We start from the raw sequence: 19,383 nt of genomic DNA on the forward strand, positions 1-19,383 counted from the left end.
TCGGGCACTTCTGTGACCGCATCCTGGCAAGACACCTAATTTCACGGTGCATCTGTCCGAAAGCATCAGGAAGATTCATGGTGGGCAAGCGGAGACAGAAGCGGCAGCGCGGCGTGCCTCGCGATTTCGCCGTACGGGTCGCCTGTGAACTCCTGCCGTATACGTACGACGGCCGTCGTACTCCCCTGCGGTCCTGGAACGCCCGCGGCTTTGTCCTGGTCGCCACCGGTGGTCCCGTGCTGAGCGGATGGGCGCTCGTGCCGGACTCGGGATGGGCGTGGTGGGCGCGCCTGCTCTGCGGGCTCGGCGGCATCGGGCTCCTGGTGACCGCAGGCGTGGCCGCGGTCGGTGCGCGCAAGCTGCTGTCGCGGCGGGCACCCTGATACCCGTGGTCCCACCGGGACCGAGTCCATCCACTGGGAAAGGTGGTGAGCCGTGAGCCGGCGCATCATCATCGTCACGGCCGTCCACGCACCGTCGGCGCGCTTCCTGCCCGATGCGTACGCGTCCCTGCGCGCACAGGAGTTGCCCGAGGGCTGGGAGTGGCGCTGGCTGATCCAGGAGGACGGCAGGACCGACGAGGTCGCCCCGCACGTGCCGGACGACGCGCGGATCAGCTTCCGTCAGGGGCGTCCCGGCGGCCCCGGCGTGGCCCGCACCATGGCGATGGCCCGCGCCGACGGGGAGTACGTCAGGATCCTGGACGCCGACGACCGTCTGACGCCGGGCGCGCTGGCCCGCGATCTCGCCGCCCTGGAGAGCGATCCGGAGCTCGGCTGGGCCACGTCCCGCGCGCTCGACCTGCTGCCCGACGGTTCGACCGTCGCGTTCCCCGGCGATCCCGACGACGGTCCGATCGAGCGCGGGGCCGTGCTGGACCACTGGTCGGCGCACGACTACCGCGCGCAGGTCCACCCGGCGACGCTCTTCGTACGACGCGAGCTGCTCGTGGCGCTCGGCGGGTGGATGGCGCTGCCCGCCTCGGAGGACACCGGGCTGCTCCTGGCGCTCAACTCCGTTGCCCGCGGCTGGTTCTCGTCCGAGGCGGGGCTTCTCTACCGCAAGTGGGAGGGGCAGGTCACCGGCCAGGCCTCCCACACGGACGCCGCCGAACGGGACGCGCGGATGGCCGTCGTCGAGGCGCGGGCGCGGGCGCTCGGCCGGTTCCAGTGGCGATATCCGCCCGGCACCGACTGACCTTTGGCCCCGCGCCGCGTCTCGCCCCGCCGCAGCACGTCACGCGAGTTCTTCGGCGTCCACCCGGGAGAAAACCAATTCGGTCTCGCCCACGACCGGCCCACGCCACCGCACCGGGGCCACGGGATGCCGCATGGACCAGGGATAGCCACCGGGGGCGTAATCGTTGCCGAGGCGGTAGGCGTGGAAGCCGTGGTCCCGCAGGGTGGCAAGGAGTTCGTCGGCCGAATCGCCGAGCTGGGCCATGCGCTCGGGCGTGACTTCCACGGCGATTTCCACATCCGGGCGCAGCTGGTCGAGAACGCCTTTCAGCCCTCGTACGACGCCGCCCTCCGCGCCCTCCACATCGATCTTGATCACCCGGGCGCGGGCGAGTTCGTCCGCCTCAAGGAGTTCGGGCAGGGGAACCGCCTCCATCTCGAAGGTCGACTCGGCGGGACCTTCGTAGGGAACGATCGAATTCGCGCCCATGTTCTGCGAACTGGCGAGGACGAACGTCAGCTTCTTCCTGCTGTCCGATACGGCGGCGTTGACCGCGCGGATGTTGTCGCAGCCATTGAGTCCGGCGTTCCGCGAAAGGCGCCGGTGGAAGGTGGGGGACGCCTCGACGGCCACGACGCGGCCCTTGTCGCCGACGAGCCGGGAGCCGAGGACCGCGAAGACGCCGATGTTGGCGCCGACGTCCACGAAGACATCACCGGCGCCCAGGCGGCTCTTCAACCACCGCGTCATGTTCGGCTCCCACCCTCCGAAGAGGTAGAGGTAGCGCTGGATCAGGTCCTGGGTGTCGACCGCGAACCGGGCGCCGAACTCCACGTCGACGACGCGCCGGCGCGGCTGGTCCCGCAGGCGGGGGTTCAGGAAGCGGGCGGCGAGCGCGCTCTTGAACAGCGTTCCGGGGGCCCGTCGTACGTAGGCACGACCGAGCGTGACCAGTGCCTCCGTCATGGGGTTGCTCATCCGATTACCTCTCCGCCAGGGAACAGCCGAACCATAACGCTGGAGGCGCGGGCGCCCCCAGCGCACGGCGGCACGGGGCGGTCGGCGTCAGGCGACCGAGGAGGCCGTCCGCTCCTTGTCGAACGGCAGGTCGAGCATGCGGATGGCGTTGCCGCGCAGCAACTTGTACTGGACCTCCGCGGAGAGACCGCCCACGTGCTCCTGCGCCACCTGCTTCGTGTGCGGCCACGTCGAGTCGACGTGCGGGTAGTCGGTCTCGAACGTGGCGTTGTCCACGCCCACGGTCTCGATCGATTCGACGCCGTGCTTGTCGCGGAAGAAGCAGCAGAAGATCTGCCGGTAGTAGTACGTCGAAGGGGGCTCGGGGATCAGATCCTTCACGCCGCCCCAGGCCCGGTGCTCCTCCCACACGTCGTCGGCGCGTTCCAGGGCGTACGGGATCCAGCCCATCTGCCCCTCGCTGTACGCGAGTTTGAGGCGCGGGAACTTCACCAGGACGCCGGAGAACAGGAAGTCCATCATCGAGGCCATGGCGTTGTTGAAGCTCAGCGAGGCCTGGACGGCGGGCGGGGCGTCGGGGGACGCGGCGGGCATCTGCGAGGACGAGCCGATGTGCATGTTGACGACGGTGCCCGTCTCCTCGCAGGCCGCGAAGAACGGGTCCCAGTAGCCGGAGTGGATGGAGGGCAGGCCCAGATAGGTGGGGATCTCGGAGAAGGTGACGGCGCGGACGCCGCGCGCCGCGTTCCGCCTGATCTCGGCGACGGCGAGGTCGATGCCCCACAGCGGGATGAGGCAGAGCGGGATCAGGCGGCCGCCGCTGTCGCCGCACCACTCCTCCACCATCCAGTCGTTGTAGGCGCGGACGCAGGCCAGGCCCACCTCCTTGTCCTTGGCCTCGGCGAAGGTCTGCCCGCAGAAGCGCGGGAAGGTGGGGAAGCAGAGCGAGGCCTCGACGTGGTTGATGTCCATGTCCGCGAGCCGGGCCTTGGGGTCCCAGCAGCCGCGCCGCATCTGCTCGCGGGTGATGCCGTCGAGGGTCATCTCGTCGCGGGAGAAGCCGACGGCGGCGATGATGCGCTTGTACGGGAAGAGGTCCCCCTCGTACTCCCACCAGTCGGTGATCTGGCCTTCCGGATCCGTCGTGAACTTGTACTTCCCCCCGATGTACGCCAGTTCACCGATGCCCGCGGTGAACGGCTTGGGACCTCGGTCGCGGTACTTGCCCGGGAGCCACTTCTCGAAGAGGTGCGCGGGCTCGATCACGTGGTCGTCCACGCTGATGACCCGGGGGAGTTCCGTGTTTCCAACCTCACTGCTGACCACTGCTGTGCCCCCTACTGCCTGCCGGTTTCATCGACCCGAATCTGACGATCCATCAGATCGAGGTTAGGGCCCGCCCCGAACGACGGCAAGCGCCCACCCGGAACTCGACCCCTTGCGCGATCCGTTCCGATCCGCTGAACTGACGCATCGTCAGGTCGGTTTGGAGGAGGGCTCTCGATGCAGACGATGTGGCTCAGCGGAGCCGAGTGGCTGGCCGTGCTCCGGATCGGGCTCGGCCTGTGGTGGCTTGAGAGCTGGCGCCACAAGGACAAGAAGGAATGGTTCGGCGGCAGCGGCATCGGCTGGGCTGCGGGCGTCGCGGAGAAGCACCGGTGGGTCGCCGTACGCAGCGGCTTCGACGTCGTCGTGAAGCCCAGGCCGCAGCTGATGGCGTACGTCGTCGCCTACGCGGAACTCGCCCTCGGACTCGGCCTGATCCTCGGCTTCCTCACACCGATCGCCCTCGTCGGCGGGCTCGTCCTCAACCTGATCTACCTCGTCCTGATGATCCACGACTGGGCCGAGCAGGGGCAGAACCTGATGATGGCGCTGATCTCCGCGGTCGCGCTCTTCGGGATGGGGTGGCAGACGTGGTCGCTCGACGAGACGTTCGGACTGTTCCTCTGAACGTCCGGGCTGTTCCTCTGAACGTCCGGGCTGTTCCTCTGAACGTCCGGACTGTTCCTCTGAACGTCCGGGCTGTTCCTCTGAGTCCCGCAACCAGGGCCTGGCTCTGGCCTGTTGTACGGCGACGTGCCACCCTGCCCGACACATCCGCGGCCCGCCGCTGTGGACGGCGCCGGGATGCGGGAGGGGGCGCGACGCCCCGCTGCTCCGTACCGACATGGAGGTGCCGGTGAACGAGCACGACCACGAAGAACAGCAGCCGACCGCGGCAGCCCTCAGGGCGAGCCACGCCGCCCGCGCGGAGAGTGCCGCGGCCCGCGCCGCCGCGCTCAGCCGCCACGTCGAGCGGCACGGCCCCGACCACGCGGACGCCGTCTGGAAGGCCGCCCACGCCGCCCGCGTCGCGGCCCAGGCACTCGCCGTCCTCTCCGAGAGCGCCCCCGACCCCGCCGCCGACTCCCGCTGCGCCCGCAACGCGGCCGCGTCCGCCGCACAGGCCGCCCAGATGGGTCAGCTCGTCGACGCCGACAGTGAACTCGCCGCCCTCGCGGTGCAGTCCGCGCTCAAGGCCTCGCAGGCCGCGGCGGTCGCCGCGGGCGCCCGGCACCTGGGCACCGACGCGGACCTGAACGCCGCGGCCGACGCGGCGGAGAAGGCCGCCGTCGGCGCGGCCGAGGGCGCGGGGTGGATCCGTCCCGGCGAGGACGTGCCCCGTGTGGCGACCGGGGTGCGCAGTCCCGAGGTGATGTCGATGATGCATCTCTGAAGCTGAGGCGGTCCCGGCGGCTTCGCGGCCGCATGCGCCGCCCCGGACGTGTCAGTGGTGGAAGCCCGGCTGTTCGGGCGCCCCCGTCGAGCCCTTGGAGAGCCGCTGCACGGCCGCCCGCAGGTCCCTCGCGAGCAGCATGATCTTGTCGTGGCCGATGCCGTGGCGGACGAGGACGCGCTGGACCACGGTGTCGTGGCGTTCGGGAGGCAGCGGGTACGCGGGGACCTGCCAACCCCGGGTGCGCAGCTGCTCGGTGAGGTCGTAGAGCGTGAAGCCGGCGGCCGGTGCGGGGTCGGTCAGGGTCCAGGAGACGGCGGGCAGCGCGCCGCGGCCGTCGTACAGGAGCGTGAACGGGCCCATGTCCGCGATCTCGTCGGCCAGCGCGCGGGCGCTCGCCGCGCACGCCTCGTACACCGCGCGGTAGCCCTCGCGGCCCAGGCGCAGGAGCGTGTAGTACTGCGCGACGATCTCGCCGCCGGGGCGGGAGAAGTTGAGGGCGAAGGTGGGCATGTCGCCGCCCAGGTAGTCGACGCGGAAGACCAGGTCCTCGGGGAGGTGGTCCGCCGAGCGCCAGACGATCCAGCCGACGCCGAGCGGGGCCATGCCGTACTTGTGGCCCGAGGAGTTGATGGAGACGACCCGCTCCACCCTGAAGTCCCAGACGAGGTCCGGCTGGAGGAAGGGCGCGACGAAGCCGCCGCTCGCCGCGTCCACGTGGAGGGGCACGTCGAGGCCCGTGTCCGCCTGGAGGGCGTCGAGTTCGGCGGCGATCTCGGCGACGGGTTCGTAGTCGCAGGTGAAGGTGACGCCGAGGATCGCGACGACGCCGATGGTGTTCTCGTCGACGTGGTCGCGGAGTTGGTGCGGGCGCAGGCCCGTCGCGCCCGGCTCCAGGGGGACCTGGCGCAGCTCCACGTCGAAGTAGCGGGCGAACTTCTCCCAGCACACCTGCACCGGGCCGCAGACGAGGTTGGGCCGGTCGGCCGGCTTGCCCGCGGCCCTGCGGGCCTCCCGCCAGCGCCACTTGAGGGCGAGACCGCCGAGCATGCCCGCCTCGCTCGACCCGGTGGTGGAGCAGCCCATGGTGGTCGCGCCCGCGGGTGAGTTCCACAGGTCGGCGAGCATGTGCACGCAGCGGGACTCGATGTCGGCGGTCTGCGGGTACTCGTCCTTGTCGATCATGTTCTTGTCCAGGCACAGGTCCATGAGGTGGTGCACCTCGGGCTCCGCCCAGGTCGTGCAGAACGTGGCCAGGTTCTGCGAGGAGTTGCCGTCGAGGGCCAGCTCGTCCTTGACGATCGCGGCCACCGCCCGCGGCTCGGAGCTGTGCTCCGGGATCCGGTGCGCGGGCAGTGTCCGTGCGCTGATCGGTGTGCTGTAGATGTCTTCGTACGCCTGGCGGGTTCCGGTGGACACCTTGTGCAGACCCATGATGGCGGTCCTTTCACCTCAAAACGGACGTGAATGGATTCCACCTTCACAGATGCCGCCGGAGAATGCCGCCCGCTGGGCGGGTCGCGGCCCGAAGACGTCAGACGAAGAAACTGTCGTGCCGGACCAGGAACGCGCCGAACTCCTCTCCGCCCTTCTGCGCCATCTCCGCGACCTGCTCGAAGTACTCCTCGCGCGGCGCCCCCGGCGAGAACAGCATCAGCATGGAGGCGGGCTCGTCGGAGTCGTTCTTGAAGGCGTGCAGTCCGCCGACCGGTACGTAGAGGAAGTCGCCCGCGCCCGCCTTCCTCCAGCGGTCGCCGTCGTACAGGTCGACGTGTCCCGACAGGATGAAGAAGGACTCCGAAATGCCCTTGTGGAAGTGGGTGGAAGGGCCGGGGGCCCGCGCGCCCATGTCGATCTTGTAGAGCCCGAATTCACCTCCCGTGGAGGCCTGCGTGGCGAGGTAGTGGGTGTGGTTGCCGCCGGGCCTGGACAGTTCGGGCTCCTGGTCCGCCGAGCGGAACAGGGCGTTGACCTCGCCCTTGTCCCCGAGATAGCGCGGCTCCGGGTACGACATGATCGGCTCCTCCCATGGTGGTGACCCTGGTGACGTGCGCCACCGAGTCTTCCCCCACGCGCGCGTGGAGGGCATCGGTCCACCGGACCGGGGAGGGTAGTCCTTGTGCAGTAGGCGCGCGGCAGGCCCCAAGTCGCCCCGGGGACAGGGCAACTGGGGCCGACGCCCCGTTCCGCTCGGTGTTCGGTGCTGTCACCATGCGGAGTCCAGGGTGTACGGGGAGTCCCTCAGCGGGGGGCGGGCGGGAGGCGCAGATGGCAGAGGTGTTCCTGCGGCGGCTGAGCCGGTGGCAGGCGGAACAGCAGCGCGAGTCCGTGGCCAACCTCTATGTCGAGGCCTACCGGGGCATGGCCGGCGCCGAGTACAGCGACCGGCAGGGATTCCTGCGGCGCTTCGAACACGACGTGCAGCAGCCCGACTTCGACATGGTCGTCGCCGACTCGGCGGGCCTGGTCGGCTGCCTCTACGGCTACCGCGCCGCGCGGACCGGCGACTGGTGGGAGGGGTTCCGCGGCATCCTGCCCGCCGGGATCGAGGAACAGACCGCGTCCGGGCGGGTGTTCCTGCTCGGCGAACTCATGGTGGCGCCCGCCCAGCGCGGCGCGGGCATCGCGACCCGCCTGCGCACCCTGCTCCTCACCCGGCACACCGCCGATGTGGTCGTCGCCGTCATCAAACAGGACGACACCCAAGGGCGTGAGGTGCTGCGCGCCTGGGACTGGACCAAGCTCGGCGAGTTCGACCCCGCGAAGGAGGGGTGGCTACGACCGCCGTCGCCGTTGCCGTGAGGGGGCGGGCGGGGGTCCGGTCGGTGGACCCCCGGTCAGCGGTTCCCCTGGCGGCGGGACTGGGCCTTCTGCTGGAGGCCCCTGGTCTTCGCGGAGACTGACTCCACCGGGCGTCTGGCCTGCTTGGCACGGGCCTCCGCCGCGGCGTTCCTGGCCTGCTGGGACTGCTCTCGCGGGTTGTGGGACTGCTTGGCCATGATCGGCTCTCCTCCTCGCGTGGGAGCGGCGCTCGCTTCGGAACGTGCTCGCCTCGGAACGTGCTCGCCTCGGAACGTGCTCGCCTCGGAGCGGCATGCCCTCACCACTCTCCTCCGGGTGCGCGCGCCCGGCATCCGGAGGAGAGTCAGGCCTTGCTCGCCCGCAGGGAGTACATGAGGGGGACGCGGGGCCGGTCCGCGGGGAACCGGTGGGCGCCGTCGCGGAGTTCGAGTGCGCCGAAGCGGGCGAAGAGCGTGGTGTCGCGCTCGTGCAGGAAGTCGATGCGCAGCCCGGCGGCCGCGAGCGCGGAGACGACGTCACCGATGGGGTGCTGCCATTCGATGGTGCGGTTGTGCACGGTGGGGGTCGTGGTGTCCGCGTATCCGCCGGGTGCGTCGTCGATCCAGGCGTCGCGCGCGAAGTAGTCGTACGCGATCCGCGAACCCGTCTCGTCGTCCAGGATGTCGGCGAGCGGATGGAACTCGGAGAGGTACAGGAAGCCGCCGGGCGCAATGAGCGAGGCGACGGTCTCGGCCCAGCGCCGGATGTCGGGCAGCCAGCACAGGGCGCCCACGCCGGTGTAGACGATGTCGTACGAGGAGTCGGGCACCGCATCGGCCGCGTCGTACACGTCGGCGGTGACGAACGTGGCCTGCTCCGGGGTCAGGCCCAGCTCGGCGGCGAGTTCGCGGGCCGCTTCGACGGCGGGCTCGGAGAAGTCGAGGCCGACGACGCGGGCGGCGCCGTGCCGGGCCCAGGACAGGGTGTCGGCGCCGATGTGGCACTGCAGGTGCAGCAGGGACTTTCCGCGTACGTCGCCCACTTCCGCCAGCTCGAAGTCGCGCAGCGCGTCCTTGCCCGCCCGGAAGGCGTCGAGGTCGTAGTAGTCGCTCGCGAGGTGCAGGGGAACGCGCTCGTCCCAGCGTTTTCGGTTGGTCTCGCGCCAGTCGGCGGGCGTCGGGGAGTACATGGTCGAAAAGTTATCCACAGGCTGGGGACCCTCGCCAGCGGATTGTCGGGGGGTACGGGCACTATGGGGTCATGAGCGAGACGGGTGCCGAGAAGGCGACAGGGTCGGAGTCCATGCCGGACTGGGAGAAGCGGTTCAGGGCGCCGCGGGTGTCGCTGCCGGACTGGGCGGAGGACGCCCCGCAGCGCTCCCTGTTCGTGTCGAACGCGACGGGGACGTACGAGCTGTACGCCTGGGACAGGACGACCGGCACCCAGCGCCAGGTGACCGACCGGCCGAACGGCACGACGGACGGCGTCCTGTCGCCGGACGGCGAGTGGATCTGGTGGTTCAGCGACAAGGACGGCGACGAATTCGGCGTATGGCTGCGCCAGCCCTTCGGCGGCGGCCCCGACGAGCCCGCGGTGCCGGGCCTCGCGGCCTCGTATCCCGGGGGCCTCGCGCTCGGCAGGGACGGCAGGACGGCGGTCGTCGGCCGCTCCACCGACGAGGAGGGCTCGACGATCCATGTCGTACGCCCCGGTGCCGACGCCCCCGTCGAGGTGTACCGCCACCGTGAGTCGGCGGGCGTCGGCGACCTCTCGCACGACGGCACGCTGATCGCCGTCGAGCACACGGAGCACGGGGACGCGATGCACTCCGCGCTCCGCGTGATCGGGCCGGACGGCGCCACGGTCGCCGAGCTCGACGACACCAAGGGCGGCACGGTCGAGCTGGGCCTGGAGGTCCTCGGCTTCGCCCCGGTCGACGGGGACACGCGCCTCCTCGTCGGGCACCAGCGGCGGGGCCGCTGGGAGCCGATGGTGTGGGACGTCGCGTCGGGCGAGGAGACCGACCTCGTGCTCGGCCTGCCGGGCGACGTGAGCGCCGAGTGGTATCCGGACGGCTCCGCGCTCCTCGTGGCGCACGGCTTCGAGGCACGCGGCGAGCTGTTCCGCTACGACCTGGCTTCGCGGGAGCTGACGCGGATCGAGACGCCCGCGGGTTCGGTGTCGGGCGCGACGGCCCGCCCGGACGGGACCGTGGAGTACATGTGGTCGTCGGCGGCCGAGCCGCCGGTGGTCCGCTCGACGTCGGGCGGCGTCGTCCTCGACCCGCCCGGCATGAAGGCACCGAAGTCCGTCCCGGTGGAGGACGTGTGGGTGGAGGGCCCCGGCGGCCGCATCCACGCCCTCGTGCAGCGCCCCGCGGGCTCGTCGGGGCCGCTGCCCACGGTCTTCGAGGTGCACGGCGGCCCGACCTGGCACGACAGCGACTCCTTCGCGGCGGGCCCGGCGGCCTGGGTCGACCACGGGTACGCGGTGGTCCGGGTCAACTACCGCGGCTCGACGGGGTACGGCCGCGAGTGGACCGACGCCCTCAAGCACCGCGTCGGCCTCATCGAGCTGGAGGACATCGCGGCGGTGCGGGAGTGGGCGGTCGCCTCGGGCCTCGCGGACCCCGACAGGCTCGTCCTGGCCGGCGGTTCCTGGGGCGGCTATCTCACCCTCCTCGGCCTCGGCACCCAGCCGGACGCCTGGGCCCTCGGCCTCGCCGCGGTGCCCGTCGCGGACTATGTGACGGCGTACCACGACGAGATGGAGGCCCTCAAGGCCATGGACCGCACGCTGCTCGGCGGCACCCCGGAGGAGGTCCCCGAGCGCTTCGCGGCCTCGTCCCCCCTGACGTACGTCGACGACGTGAAGGCCCCGGTCTACATCTCGGCGGGGGTCAACGACCCGCGCTGCCCCATCCGCCAGGTCGAGAACTACGTGGACCGCCTCACGGCCCGGGGCGCCCCGCACGAGGTGTACCGCTACGACGCGGGGCACGGCTCTCTCGTCGTGGACGAGCGGATCAAGCAGGTGGCGCTCGAGCTGGACTTCACCGAGCGGCACTTGCCTCCGGCGGGGTGAGCGGTTCGGGTGCGGTCTGGACCGGTTCCGGCCGGTCCGGACCGGCCCGGGCCAGGTCAGGCCGGTTCGTACGCGCGGGCCGTGGGGGCTGGTCGCGCCCACGCGGCGGAGCCGCATATCGAAACAGCCCCGCGCCCCTTACCGGGGCCCGACCACCCCCCAGTCCAGTCCCTCCTCGGGGCCCCGTACCGTGGAAGGCGTGTACCGGTTTCTGCTGACGCCCCGATGGTGGGGGATCAACGTCTTCGTCGTGCTGGCCATCCCGTTCTGCATCTTCATGGGTTCGTGGCAGCTCGGCCGCTTCGAGGACCGCGTACAGGACCATGAGTCGGCGAAGAAGCAGGCCGCCGAGCAGAGCCGGGCGCACTCGGACCCGGCGAAGGGCGGGGCGCGGCCGCTGGAGTCGCTGCTGCCCGTCGACAAGAAGACGTCGGGCGAGCTGACCACGGCCACGGGGCGGTACGGCAAGCAACTGCTCGTACCGGACCGGGAGTTGGACGACAAGCGCGGCTTCTACGTACTGACCCTGCTGCGGACGGACAGCGGGAAGTCGCTGCCCGTGGTGCGCGGCTGGCTCCCCGGCGACGCGAGCGCCGCCAAGGCCCCGGCCGCGCCGAAGGGCGAGGTCACCGTGACCGGCGCCCTGCAGTCCTCCGAGAGCCCGGGGTCGAACGGCGTGAGCGCGGCGGGCGGACTGCCGCGGGGGCAGCTGGGCGCGATCAGCTCGGCGTCCCTGGTGAACCTGGTGCCGGACGAGATGTACGACGCGTGGATCACCCTCGACAAGGGCGACTCCGGCATGAAGGCCGTCCCCGCGACCGCGCCGAACGACACCGGCCTCGATCTGAAGGCCTTCCAGAACCTCGGCTACACCGGTGAGTGGTTCGTCTTCGCGGGCTTCGTGCTCTTCATGTGGTTCCGCCTGTTCCGCCGGGAGGCGGAGTTCGCGCGGGACGCACGGCTCGGGCTGGTTCCCGAGCAGGACGCCCCGCCCGCGGGCGAGACGGCGACCGCGACCCCTACGCAGCCCTGAGCACTCGCACGTAGTCCCGAGAAGCACTCCCACGTAGTCCCCAGAAGCACTCCCACGCAGCCCTGAGAAGACCGAGCCCTAAGAAGCGGGCAGCACCCCGGTCCGGTACACCGTCCCCGCGCACGCGTTCGGGATCGTCGCGCCCGCCGAAGGGGCGCCCGCCGCCGCCGTGAAGGCCACCACGACGCTGCCGTCCTGCACACCGCCGTCCTCGCGGCCCAGCTGCGGCTCCATGCCCGCGGGCGAGCCGCCGTCGGCGCCGCCGCCACCCTCCGTGGGGGTCGGCTCGGGCGAGGGGTCGCCGCCCTCCGCGGGGCACTCGGCGGACCGCACCCAGGCGAAGCGCACCTCGTACGCCGCGCCGGGCTGGAGCACCAGCTGGCCCGCCTCCTGTGCGGGGTCGGGCAGTCCGGCCGCCGCGTCGCCCGCGGTGTGGTCGAGGACGCCGACCTTCGCGGGGTCGGCCGCGCCCTGCGCCGTCACGGTGACGCCGCCCGCCGCGTCGATCGTGCAGCTGGTGTCGGAGGTGTTGGAGACCCGGAAGCTGCCGTACACCGCGCCGTTCTCGTCGGGTGTGCCCGCGCTGCCCGTGGCGCCGAGCTGGGTGGCGTCGCAGGTCGGCGAGGTGACGGCCTCGGAGGTGCTCGGGTCGGGCGAGCCCGTGCCGCCGCCGCCCGTGCCGCCCTTCCCCTTGCCGTCCTTCTTGTCCTTCTTGTCTTTCTTGTCCTTCGACTTGGACGAGCCGGGCTTCTTCCCCTCGCCCTTCGTGCTGCCGCCGGGATCCTTGCCCTGGCTCGAACCGCCCTGCGACTCCTGGCTGTTGCCCGCGATCGAGGGCCGGTCGTTCGAGTCGCCGTTGGAGTTGGTGACGTGCACCAGGGCGGGCACCGCGGTGCCGATGAAGAGGGCCGCGGCCGCGAGGCCGACGACGGCCTGGCGCTTGCGGGCCCTGCGGGCCGGTACCGCGTGCCGCAGGTGTTCGAGGGCGCGGTCGGCGGGCTCGATGTCCTCGACGGCCTGCCGCATCATGCGCCGCAGCGCGAGCTCGTCGGCGCCGAACCCGTCCGGCGCGGGCGAGCCGGGCCCCTCCTTCGCGGAGCCGGCCCCGGCCGTCTCGGAGCTGAGCCGCTCGGGCCCGTCGTCGGCGCCGTGATTCACGTTCCCGTTCCTGCCATGCCGTTCGTGCCCGCCCTGCTCGTCACGCCTGCGCTCACTCATGCCGGTGCCTCCATGGCAACCCGGAGGGCCGCGATGCCGCGCGAGCCGTACGCCTTGACCGAGCCGAGGGATATGCCCAGGGTCTCGGCGACCTGCGCCTCGGTCATGTCGGCGAAGTACCGCAGCACGAGGACCTCGCGCTGGCGCCGCTGGAGACCGCGCATCGCCTTGATCAGCTCGTCGCGCTCCAGCTGGTCGTACGCCCCCTCCTCCGCGCTCGCCATGTCGGGCATCGGCTTGGAGAGCAGCTTGAGGCCGAGGATGCGGCGCCGCAGCGCGGACCGCGAGAGGTTCACGACGGTCTGGCGCAGATAGGCCAGCGTCTTCTCGGGGTCCCGCACCCGCTTGCGCGCCGAGTGGACCCGGATGAAGGCCTCCTGGACGACGTCCTCGCAGGACGCCGTGTCGTCCAGGAGCAGCGCGGCGAGGCCGAGCAGCGACCTGTAGTGGGCGCGGTAGGTCTCGGTGAGGTGGTCGACTGTGGTGCCCGCTGTCATCGTCTCGTCAGCGCCCTCGCGCTGCGCCGGGATGCGGGCGGGCCGCGCTGCGGGCATGGGGGCGATCACCGGCATGCCGCCGGGCGCGCGGGGACGGCGAGGGGGACGCAGTGCCGCCGCGCCTCTCGCCTGTACCGCTGTGAAGTCGAGTACCTCTGCCACGCCTGTTGGACACGCTTCCCCCCGTCAGGGTTGTACGCGTCCGGCATCGCGTTTGCGGCATGCTGCGTGGGCACCGTTCCTGACGATGCATCAAATGCCCCCATGCGTACCAGCTCTTCCCCTATGCCCCATATTTTGTTGCGGCTCTCGGGCCACCCCTGAAGGCGACCGCTAAAGACGCCCCCCACCCCGGCACCGGTTGCAGTGATCGGACACGAAATCTTCGGACGCGGAGATGATCCAGTTCAAGCGGTCCAGACCATCAAGTTGGACACAGAACTTACACAGATCCCACAACGGACTCCGCGCTCGGGGGCACACCCCGCACATCCCGGCGGATCACGCCGACGCGTCCTCGCGGATCACGCCGACGCGTCCTCGCGGATCCCGCCGACGCGTCCTCGCGGATCCCGCCGCGTCCCCGCGGTCAGGCCGTGAGCTCCGCGGCCACCAGCTCGGCGATCTGCGCGGTGTTCAGCGCGGCCCCCTTGCGCAGGTTGTCCCCGCACACGAAGAGTTCGAGGGCCGTCGGATCGTCGAGCGCCCTGCGGACGCGCCCCACCCAGGTCGGATCCGTGCCCACGACGTCGGCGGGCGTGGGGAACTCCCCCGCGGCCGGATTGTCGAAGAGCACGACGCCGGGCGCGGTGGCGAGGATCTCGCGCGCGCGGTCGACGGTGACCTCGTCCTCGAACCGTGCGTGGACGGTGAGGGAGTGCGTGGTGACGACGGGCACCCGCACACAGGTCGCCGCGACCCGCAGCCCGGGCAGGCCCAGGATCTTGCGCGACTCGTCGCGCACCTTCATCTCCTCGGACGACCAGCCGTCGTCCTTCAGGGACCCGGCCCACGGCACGACGTTGAGCGCCACGGGCTCCGGGAAGGGCCCGGTGTCGTCCCCCACGGCCCGGCGCACGTCACCCGGGCTCGTGCCCAGTTCGCTGCCCGCGACCAGTTGCAGTTGCCGCCGCAACGTGTCGACGCCGTCGCGGCCCGCCCCGCTCACCGCCTGGTACGAGGAGACGATCAGCTCGCGCAGGCCGAACTCGGCGTGCAGCGCGCCGATGGCGACGATCATCGAAAGGGTCGTGCAGTTCGGGTTGGCGACGATGCCCCGCGGCCGCACGCGCGCGGCGTGCGGATTGACCTCGGGCACCACGAGCGGCACGTCCGGGTCCATCCGGAAGGCCGCGGAGTTGTCGACCACGACGACGCCCTTGGCGGCGGCGACGGGCGCCCACTGCGCGGCGACCTCGTCGGGGACGTCGAACATCGCGATGTCGACCCCGTCGAAGACCTCCTCGCCGAGCGCGAGGACCTCGACCTCCGCACCGCGCACGGCCAGCTTCCTGCCGGCCGAGCGCGGTGAGGCCACGAGTCGGATCTCGCCCCAGATGTCGGCGTGCTGCGACAGGATCTGGAGCATGACCGTGCCGACGGCCCCGGTCGCTCCGACGACCGCGAGCGTCGGCTTGCGGCTCATCGCCCGGTGCCTCCATAGACCACGGCTTCGTCCGTGTCGGAGTCGAGCCCGAAGGCGGTGTGCACGGCACGCACGGCCTCGGTGACGTCGTCGGCGCGCGTGACGACCGAGATACGGATCTCCGAGGTCGAGATCAGCTCGATGTTCACGCCCGAGTCGCTGAGCGCCTCGAAGAAGGTCGCGGTGACGCCCGGGTTGGTCTTCATGCCGGCGCCGACGAGCGAGATCTTGGCGATCTGGTCGTCGTAGCGCAGCGAGTCGAAGCCGACGGTCTGCCGGGTCTTCTCCAGGGCGTCGATGGCCTTGCGGCCCTCGGCCTTGGGCAGCGTGAACGAGATGTCGGTGAGCCCGGTGGCCGCGGCCGACACGTTCTGCACGACCATGTCGATGTTGACCTCGGCGTCGGCGATGGCGCGGAAGATCGCCGCGGCCTCGCCCGGCTTGTCCGGCACCCCGACGACCGTGATCTTGGCCTCGGAGGTGTCGTGCGCGACACCGGAGATGATGGCCTGCTCCACCTTGCGGTCCCCTTGCGGTTCGTTGCTGACCCACGTGCCCTGCAGCCCGCTGAAGGACGACCGCACATGGATCGGGATGTTGTAACGGCGGGCGTACTCCACGCAGCGGTGGAGCAGCACCTTGGAGCCGGAACTCGCGAGCTCCAGCATGTCCTCGAAGCTGATCCAGTCGATCTTGCGAGCCTTCTTCACCACGCGCGGGTCGGCGGTGAAGACGCCGTCCACGTCGGTGTAGATCTCGCACACCTCGGCGTCGAGGGCCGCGGCGAGCGCGACGGCGGTCGTGTCCGACCCGCCGCGCCCGAGCGTGGTGATGTTCTTGCCCTCCTGGCTGACGCCCTGGAACCCGGCGACGATGGCGATGTTGCCCTCGTCGATCGAGGCCCGGATGCGCCCGGGGGTGACATCGATGATCCGCGCTTTGTTGTGGACGGAGTCGGTGATGACACCGGCCTGGCTGCCCGTGAACGACTGGGCCTCGTGGCCCAGGTTTTTGATCGCCATGGCGAGCAGTGCCATGGAGATCCGCTCACCAGCGGTCAGCAGCATGTCGAATTCGCGCCCGGCAGGGATCGGTGAAACCTGCCCGGCAAGATCGATCAACTCATCCGTCGTGTCACCCATGGCGGACACCACGACAACGACCTGATGGCCGTTCTTCTTGGCGTCGACAATCCTCTTGGCGACCCGCTTGATGCCCTCGGCATCGGCTACGGAGGAGCCTCCGTACTTCTGCACGACAAGGCTCACGTGCGCTCCTCGCTCAATCCGTTGTGCGGTCGGCTCAGTCTAACGAGCGGCCGAAATTCGCCTCGGCGATATCGCATCGTGAGATGTCCCGCTCACGAGTCGATCATCGCGGGCATACGAACCCGCTGCTCGGGTCGTACGTTCCGGCCGCTCCGACGGGTCACATGCCCGCTACGGAGCGAGGCACTCCGGAAAGTGGGGTGGGTCACAGAAGCACGCTGGCGGCTACTTCACCGTCCGCAGACCGAGCGGGCCCGCGATCTCCTGGGCCATCACCTTGCCCGCTTCCTCCGCGAGGGCGTCCTCCGTGAGGTCCTCGTCCGTGTCGAGGCCGTCGAGGTCGTCGAGGGGCTGGTTCAGGCGGACGTGGGCCACCAGGGACTGGAGGGCGCGCAGGGCGCCGGACGCGGTGGAGCCCCAGTTCGAGAAGTACGAGAACTGCCACCACCACAGGGCCTCGGTGGTGCGGCCCGCGCGGTAGTGGGCCAGGCCGTGGGTGAGGTCGGCGACGACGTCCGCCAGGTCGTCCGAGATGCGGCAGGCGACCGGGGCCTTGCGGGGCTCGTACGGGTCGAAGACCTCGGAGTACACGTCGATGGGGTCGAGGAGCGTCGCGAGGCGTTCGCGGAGGTCGTCGACGTCCTGCTCCGGGCCGAGGTCCGGTTCGTAGCGCTCCTCGGGGACGATGTCCTCGTGGGCTCCCAAACGGCCGCCGGCCAGCAGGAGTTGGGAGACCTCCAGGAGCAGGAAGGGGACGGCCGAGTCCGGCTCGTCGCCCTTCGCGACCTCCTTGACCGAGACGATGAAGCTCTCGACCTGGTCGGAGATCTGTACCGCGAAGTCGTCCGGGTTGTCGGTCACGGCGTTCAGCGTGGCGTCAGACATCTAGGAGTCGTCTCCCCTCGAAGGCGCGGCCCAGGGTGACCTCGTCCGCGTATTCCAGATCTCCCCCGACAGGGAGCCCGCTGGCCAGGCGGGTGACCTTCAGGCCCATGGGCTTGATCATGCGGGCGAGGTACGTCGCCGTGGCCTCGCCCTCCAGGTTCGGATCGGTGGCCAGGATCAGCTCCGTGACCGTGCCGTCCGCGAGGCGCGCCAGGAGTTCCCTTATCCGCAGATCGTCGGGGCCCACACCCTCGATGGGGCTGATCGCGCCGCCCAGGACGTGGTACTTCCCCCGGAACTCGCGGGTCCGCTCGATCGCGACGACGTCCTTCGGCTCCTCGACCACGCAGATCACCGAGGGGTCGCGGCGCGGGTCGCGGCAGATGTTGCAGAGCTCTTCCTGCGCGACGTTCCCGCAGGTCGCGCAGAAGCGGACCTTGTCCTTCACTTCGAGCAGGGCGTGCGCGAGCCTGCGCACGTCCGTGGGCTCCGCCTGAAGGATGTGGAAGGCGATCCGCTGCGCGCTCTTGGGACCGACGCCGGGCAGCCTGCCCAGCTCGTCGATGAGGTCCTGGACCACGCCTTCGTACAACGGAACGCCTCTCTGGGGGTACTGGGTCTTGCCTGGTACGTACGGTAGTTGGCCCGGTGGCTTCTTAGAAGGGAAGACCCGGGATGCCGCCGCCGCCCAGGCCCTGCGCGAGCGGGCCCAGCTTCTGCTGCTGGAGCGCCTGCGCGTTCTCGTTGGCCGCCTGGACCGCGGCCACGACCAGGTCCGCCAGCGTCTCGGTGTCCTCCGGGTCGACCGCCTTGGGGTCGATCACCAGGCCGCGCAGCTCGCCGGAGCCGGTGACCGTCGCCTTGACGAGGCCGCCGCCCGCCTGTCCGTCGACCTCGGTGCGCGCCAGTTCCTCCTGCGCGTTCGCGAGGTCCTGCTGCATCTTCTGGGCCTGCTGGAGCAGCTGCTGCATATTGGGCTGGCCACCACCGGGGATCACGATCAGCTCCTGGTTTCTCACGGGTACGAAGGGCGGGGTTTCCGCCTGGAATGAGCCTACGTGGTCGGGGGCCCCCTCGCCCCAGCACTCTTTCGAGTGAGATCGAGGGCCTTCCTATACCTGATCAAGCAGCTCTTCCGGGCGGAAAAGCCGCGAAAGCGAGCTCATGGCCACCCATTGGGCGGTAGGAATGGGTGCTGCGCACCATCAGCACCAGTCGTTACGCAGAGCCGTCGCAGAGCCGTCGAGCAGTGCCGTCGAAGAGCTTCGAAGAGGTAGAGGGAGTGCCGGGTGAGCCAGCCGGAGATGCAGCCCGAGGGGGTGCCCCACGAAGGGCAGGGTGCGGGCGCGCAGCGGGGAGTCCCGGACGCGGCGAAGGACGCGGCGAAGGACGCGCGCGACGCCAAGGGCGCGCGCATCGGCGACCTCACCGGGCGGGCCTTCCCGCTCGGTGACTGGGGCGAGCCCGCCGAGCGGCTCGACGAGCTGTACCGGTGGGTGGAGCGGGGCGCCCTGAACACCGCCGAGTGGTACCTCGCCGACCGCGGCTGGAAGCGGCGCGGGGCCAGGCTGCTGCGGGCCGGGGCCGCGCTGGGCGCCGTGGGCGCGGGGGTGCTGCCGCTGCTCGACCTCGCGGGCGCCGCGGGCTCCGTCGCCACCTGGGGGTTCGTGGCGCTGCTCGGCGGGGTCGCGTGCGTGGGGTGCGACCGGTTCTTCGGGCTCACGTCCGGGTGGATGCGGGACGTGGCGACGGCGCAGGCCGTGCAGCGGCGCCTTCAGGTGCTCCAGTTCGACTGGGCGTCGGAGAGCGTACGGGAGGTGCTCGGGCCCACGGAGGGCACGGCGGGCGAGGCGGCCGAGCGGTGCCTCGGGGTGCTGCGGAAGTTCTCCGAGGACGTGACGGAGCTGGTGCGCTCGGAGACCACGGACTGGATGGTGGAGTTCCGCTCCGGTCCCGTGCCGCTGGTCATGCAGGCGATGGTGCCGGGGGCCTCCCGTGGGGAGGCCCCCGCTCCCCCCGGACGGTTCGCGATGCCGCCGGGGGCCCGGCCCAATATGCCTCGGCAGCGCCCGCCTGAGCCCAGGTGAGGCGCCCTT

Annotated in this window: 21 protein-coding genes; 8 read left to right on the forward strand and 13 right to left on the reverse strand. The window is 70.9% G+C overall.

Annotated features, from left to right (window positions below):
* The first annotated feature begins 113 nt into the window (after positions 1-113).
* Together ACFWZ2_RS09505 and ACFWZ2_RS09510 are read left to right on the forward strand one after the other, a co-directional pair.
* Positions 114-383 (forward strand): hypothetical protein, encoded by a 270-nt coding sequence (locus ACFWZ2_RS09505; protein WP_384544055.1) that lies wholly within the window; start codon positions 114-116, stop codon positions 381-383.
* 52 nt (positions 384-435) lie between these two features.
* On the forward strand, positions 436-1,197 hold the full coding sequence (locus ACFWZ2_RS09510) for a glycosyltransferase family 2 protein (RefSeq protein ID WP_384544057.1): 762 nt from the start codon (positions 436-438) through the stop codon (positions 1,195-1,197).
* A gap of 39 nt (positions 1,198-1,236) precedes the next feature.
* Here ACFWZ2_RS09510 and ACFWZ2_RS09515 read toward each other — a convergent pair whose 3' ends face one another.
* The gene (locus ACFWZ2_RS09515; protein WP_384544059.1) at positions 1,237-2,157 is read right to left on the reverse strand and encodes an FkbM family methyltransferase; all 921 of its coding nucleotides are present in this window, start codon (positions 2,155-2,157) and stop codon (positions 1,237-1,239) included.
* 87 nt (positions 2,158-2,244) lie between these two features.
* Positions 2,245-3,483 carry an amidohydrolase family protein gene (locus tag ACFWZ2_RS09520; protein WP_384544061.1) on the reverse strand — a complete coding sequence of 413 codons (1,239 nt, stop codon included), beginning with the start codon at positions 3,481-3,483 and terminating at the stop codon, positions 2,245-2,247.
* 177 nt (positions 3,484-3,660) lie between these two features.
* Here ACFWZ2_RS09520 and ACFWZ2_RS09525 point away from each other — a divergent pair, with 177 nt between their 5' ends.
* Together ACFWZ2_RS09525 and ACFWZ2_RS09530 are read left to right on the forward strand one after the other, a co-directional pair.
* Positions 3,661-4,110, forward strand: coding sequence for a DoxX family membrane protein (locus ACFWZ2_RS09525; protein WP_384544063.1), 450 nt, complete (start codon positions 3,661-3,663; stop codon positions 4,108-4,110).
* Between the two features lie 229 nt (positions 4,111-4,339).
* Positions 4,340-4,876 carry a hypothetical protein gene (locus tag ACFWZ2_RS09530; protein WP_384544065.1) on the forward strand — a complete coding sequence of 179 codons (537 nt, stop codon included), beginning with the start codon at positions 4,340-4,342 and terminating at the stop codon, positions 4,874-4,876.
* A gap of 51 nt (positions 4,877-4,927) precedes the next feature.
* On the opposite strand, the gene ACFWZ2_RS09535 is transcribed toward ACFWZ2_RS09530, so the two are convergent.
* Complete coding sequence (locus ACFWZ2_RS09535) at positions 4,928-6,310, reverse strand: glutamate decarboxylase (RefSeq protein ID WP_384544067.1); 1,383 nt, start codon at positions 6,308-6,310, stop codon at positions 4,928-4,930.
* A gap of 100 nt (positions 6,311-6,410) precedes the next feature.
* The gene (locus ACFWZ2_RS09540; RefSeq protein WP_384544069.1) at positions 6,411-6,890 is read right to left on the reverse strand and encodes a cupin domain-containing protein; all 480 of its coding nucleotides are present in this window, start codon (positions 6,888-6,890) and stop codon (positions 6,411-6,413) included.
* Positions 6,891-7,144: 254 nt separating this feature from the next.
* Here ACFWZ2_RS09540 and ACFWZ2_RS09545 point away from each other — a divergent pair, with 254 nt between their 5' ends.
* Positions 7,145-7,678 (forward strand): hypothetical protein, encoded by a 534-nt coding sequence (locus tag ACFWZ2_RS09545; RefSeq protein ID WP_384544071.1) that lies wholly within the window; start codon positions 7,145-7,147, stop codon positions 7,676-7,678.
* A gap of 35 nt (positions 7,679-7,713) precedes the next feature.
* Here ACFWZ2_RS09545 and ACFWZ2_RS09550 read toward each other — a convergent pair whose 3' ends face one another.
* Both ACFWZ2_RS09550 and ACFWZ2_RS09555 read right to left on the reverse strand, forming a co-directional pair.
* Positions 7,714-7,875: a hypothetical protein gene (locus ACFWZ2_RS09550; protein WP_384544073.1), complete on the reverse strand. Its 162-nt coding sequence runs from the start codon at positions 7,873-7,875 to the stop codon at positions 7,714-7,716.
* Positions 7,876-8,021: 146 nt separating this feature from the next.
* Positions 8,022-8,846, reverse strand: coding sequence for a class I SAM-dependent methyltransferase (locus ACFWZ2_RS09555; RefSeq protein ID WP_384544075.1), 825 nt, complete (start codon positions 8,844-8,846; stop codon positions 8,022-8,024).
* Between the two features lie 71 nt (positions 8,847-8,917).
* On the opposite strand from ACFWZ2_RS09555, the gene ACFWZ2_RS09560 reads away from it, so the two are divergent.
* Positions 8,918-10,741 (forward strand): prolyl oligopeptidase family serine peptidase, encoded by a 1,824-nt coding sequence (locus tag ACFWZ2_RS09560; RefSeq protein WP_384544077.1) that lies wholly within the window; start codon positions 8,918-8,920, stop codon positions 10,739-10,741.
* 199 nt (positions 10,742-10,940) lie between these two features.
* Positions 10,941-11,774 (forward strand): SURF1 family protein, encoded by an 834-nt coding sequence (locus ACFWZ2_RS09565; RefSeq protein ID WP_384544079.1) that lies wholly within the window; start codon positions 10,941-10,943, stop codon positions 11,772-11,774.
* Positions 11,775-11,852: 78 nt separating this feature from the next.
* On the opposite strand, the gene ACFWZ2_RS09570 is transcribed toward ACFWZ2_RS09565, so the two are convergent.
* The 7 genes from ACFWZ2_RS09570 to ACFWZ2_RS09600 form a co-directional block, all read right to left on the reverse strand.
* Positions 11,853-12,992 (reverse strand): hypothetical protein, encoded by a 1,140-nt coding sequence (locus tag ACFWZ2_RS09570; RefSeq protein ID WP_384544081.1) that lies wholly within the window; start codon positions 12,990-12,992, stop codon positions 11,853-11,855.
* Complete coding sequence (locus ACFWZ2_RS09575; RefSeq protein ID WP_384544083.1) at positions 12,989-13,651, reverse strand: SigE family RNA polymerase sigma factor; 663 nt, start codon at positions 13,649-13,651, stop codon at positions 12,989-12,991. The genes ACFWZ2_RS09570 and ACFWZ2_RS09575 overlap by 4 nt, the downstream gene beginning before the upstream one ends.
* Before the next feature lie 427 nt (positions 13,652-14,078).
* The gene (locus ACFWZ2_RS09580; protein ID WP_384544085.1) at positions 14,079-15,134 is read right to left on the reverse strand and encodes an aspartate-semialdehyde dehydrogenase; all 1,056 of its coding nucleotides are present in this window, start codon (positions 15,132-15,134) and stop codon (positions 14,079-14,081) included.
* Complete coding sequence (locus ACFWZ2_RS09585) at positions 15,131-16,402, reverse strand: aspartate kinase (RefSeq protein WP_384544088.1); 1,272 nt, start codon at positions 16,400-16,402, stop codon at positions 15,131-15,133. The genes ACFWZ2_RS09580 and ACFWZ2_RS09585 overlap by 4 nt, the downstream gene beginning before the upstream one ends.
* 225 nt (positions 16,403-16,627) lie before the next feature.
* Positions 16,628-17,287, reverse strand: coding sequence for a DUF5063 domain-containing protein (locus ACFWZ2_RS09590; protein WP_384544090.1), 660 nt, complete (start codon positions 17,285-17,287; stop codon positions 16,628-16,630).
* A complete protein-coding gene (recR, locus tag ACFWZ2_RS09595; RefSeq protein WP_055569715.1) occupies positions 17,280-17,879 on the reverse strand; it encodes a recombination mediator RecR in 600 nt (199 codons plus the stop codon). Before recR ends, ACFWZ2_RS09590 begins: the two co-directional genes overlap by 8 nt.
* 64 nt (positions 17,880-17,943) lie before the next feature.
* Positions 17,944-18,285 (reverse strand): YbaB/EbfC family nucleoid-associated protein, encoded by a 342-nt coding sequence (locus ACFWZ2_RS09600; protein ID WP_363002088.1) that lies wholly within the window; start codon positions 18,283-18,285, stop codon positions 17,944-17,946.
* Between the two features lie 291 nt (positions 18,286-18,576).
* Between ACFWZ2_RS09600 and ACFWZ2_RS09605 the strand changes: the two genes are divergently transcribed.
* The gene (locus tag ACFWZ2_RS09605) at positions 18,577-19,374 is read left to right on the forward strand and encodes an SLATT domain-containing protein (RefSeq protein ID WP_384544093.1); all 798 of its coding nucleotides are present in this window, start codon (positions 18,577-18,579) and stop codon (positions 19,372-19,374) included.
* The last annotated feature ends 9 nt before the right edge of the window (positions 19,375-19,383 follow it).

Origin of the sequence: Streptomyces sp. NPDC059002 (assembly GCF_042740435.1) — a bacterium.
Taxonomy (GTDB): domain Bacteria; phylum Actinomycetota; class Actinomycetes; order Streptomycetales; family Streptomycetaceae; genus Streptomyces.

Bases quoted from the DNA above. Each gene is read 5' to 3' on its own strand.
- ACFWZ2_RS09525 (WP_384544063.1), top strand. From the start codon at position 3,661: ATGCAGACGATGTGGCTCAGCGGAGCCGAGTGGCTGGCCGTGCTCCGG.
- ACFWZ2_RS09535 (WP_384544067.1), bottom strand. From the start codon at position 6,310: ATGGGTCTGCACAAGGTGTCCACCGGAACCCGCCAGGCGTACGAAGAC.
- ACFWZ2_RS09550 (WP_384544073.1), bottom strand. From the start codon at position 7,875: ATGGCCAAGCAGTCCCACAACCCGCGAGAGCAGTCCCAGCAGGCCAGG.
- ACFWZ2_RS09560 (WP_384544077.1), top strand. From the start codon at position 8,918: ATGAGCGAGACGGGTGCCGAGAAGGCGACAGGGTCGGAGTCCATGCCG.
- ACFWZ2_RS09580 (WP_384544085.1), bottom strand. From the start codon at position 15,134: ATGAGCCGCAAGCCGACGCTCGCGGTCGTCGGAGCGACCGGGGCCGTC.
- ACFWZ2_RS09590 (WP_384544090.1), bottom strand. From the start codon at position 17,287: ATGTCTGACGCCACGCTGAACGCCGTGACCGACAACCCGGACGACTTC.
- ACFWZ2_RS09545 (WP_384544071.1), top strand. From the start codon at position 7,145: ATGGCAGAGGTGTTCCTGCGGCGGCTGAGCCGGTGGCAGGCGGAACAG.
- ACFWZ2_RS09555 (WP_384544075.1), bottom strand. From the start codon at position 8,846: ATGTACTCCCCGACGCCCGCCGACTGGCGCGAGACCAACCGAAAACGC.
- ACFWZ2_RS09540 (WP_384544069.1), bottom strand. From the start codon at position 6,890: ATGTCGTACCCGGAGCCGCGCTATCTCGGGGACAAGGGCGAGGTCAAC.
- ACFWZ2_RS09515 (WP_384544059.1), bottom strand. From the start codon at position 2,157: ATGAGCAACCCCATGACGGAGGCACTGGTCACGCTCGGTCGTGCCTAC.
- ACFWZ2_RS09570 (WP_384544081.1), bottom strand. From the start codon at position 12,992: ATGAGTGAGCGCAGGCGTGACGAGCAGGGCGGGCACGAACGGCATGGC.